Source organism: Streptococcus sp. HMSC068F04 (assembly GCF_001837455.1).
GTDB lineage: Bacteria > Bacillota > Bacilli > Lactobacillales > Streptococcaceae > Streptococcus > Streptococcus salivarius_D.
Window position 1 is genome coordinate 33966 of sequence record NZ_KV832519.1, and the last position, 1628, is coordinate 35593.

The window sequence follows — 1628 nt, forward strand, 5'->3', positions numbered from 1 at the left end:
TTGAATTGAGGAGTAACCCTAAAGTTTGTTTTGCGTAATTAGGTAATACATTATCCGAATGAGACGATTAATTATGGCTTCGTTGAAGCTGTTGTGGATGCACTTGAACAAGATTTTTCTGGCATAGGGATTTCCTCGTTTAGTGATGAGTTCCTTGGTCAGAAAGTTCCCATATTCATAGTGTCTTAGGTCGAAGCCAATAAAAGCGTTGATTTGATTGGTAGACTGAAAGCGACGAATATCTCCCAATTCGCCAATGATAGATGTTGCTGTGGTTTCTGCGATGCCAGGAATTGACCGTAAGATGTCATACTCTGGTAAAGGCTGAGCTAGAGCTACCATGTCGTTTAAGACAACCTGTCTGCGTTCAGAAAGACGAAGCAATTCTTGAGCATAGTAACGGACCTCTTACATCATGGGAGAGGTTTTCTTGACCGCACAATAAGACTTATTAGCCAATTCGACGAGTTTATCGGCCAAATAAGCTACACGCTTTTCAGAGATGCGTTTGGAGGTAGATTGACGGATAATCTCACACAAGTCACTTTGAGATAGGCTTAATACAAACTCTTTGCATGGAAAAGCCATCACTAAGTTCCAATATTGCTCTCCAGTTGGTGCGGATAAGAGATTTTCCAATTGAGGAAAGGTGACTTGTAGGATCTTGTGTAGACGGTTTTTAGCTCGAACAAGGTCTTCTGTCATATTTTGATAGAAACGGCTTAAATCACGCAGGTGTTGATAAACTTCTTCCTGCACATAAGTTGGTTTACGATTGTGCACAAGCTGAGATTTAGCTAACTTTTTAGCGTCAATTTTATCTGTTTTACAAACTCGCAGACTGTCCAATTGCTTCTTAGCTTCCAGTGGATTTAGCCGTGTATAAGCGTAACTATATTCCTCAAGAAAGGCTTGAAGACATCGAGAATAGACGCCTGTAACCTCAAATATAATCTCGGGGTTATGAACAGTTTTCAAGTCTCCAAACAGGCGATTGAATCCAATGGCATCATTGAGAATGGTGTAGCCATGAACCTTCTAACCGTTGACTAAAATCGCCACCTCAGAACTTGTTTTACTTACATCAATTCCAAATACTGCACGCATGACATTACCTCTTTTGTCTTGAATAATTCCATGTTTTAGTGATTTTATTTTCAATACGCGACGTTTAGCGTCCCACATACTTTGATCAAACTCCACCTAAAACAAGGTGTCTTGCCAGTTTGTCAAGCGACGTCTAGCGCCATAGAGCCCCACGACTTTACAAGACTCCACTACTTTAACATAAAGAAAAAGTAGTGAGTACTCTCTCCCGTCGGAGATTTCTTCACTACTAATCTTAGTATGCTTGTCAACTGTAGTGGGTGACGAAGAGCCATTTTTTCTGTCTAACTTTTGGGGTGCTTTTCAAATATTTGAATTGGTTCGGTACTTAGCTAAAGAATTGCTTTATCTTTCTGAACACAGAACGATATGCCGGTCTTTACCAGATTATGTCATCGTACGATCAATTCCTGGAATCACAGAAATTACAGCAACATCTATCATTGGCAATTGAGAAATATTCATCGTTACAGTTCAACAATCAAATTAATGCTTTTATTGGCTTCGACCTAAGACACTAT

General features: G+C 39.7%; 1 pseudogene. It reads right to left on the bottom strand.

The features are described from left to right. Window positions 1–18: 18 nt before the first annotated feature. A pseudogene (locus tag HMPREF2571_RS08290) lies at window positions 19–1107 on the bottom strand (IS110 family transposase). Between the last annotated feature and the right edge of the window lie 521 nt (window positions 1108–1628).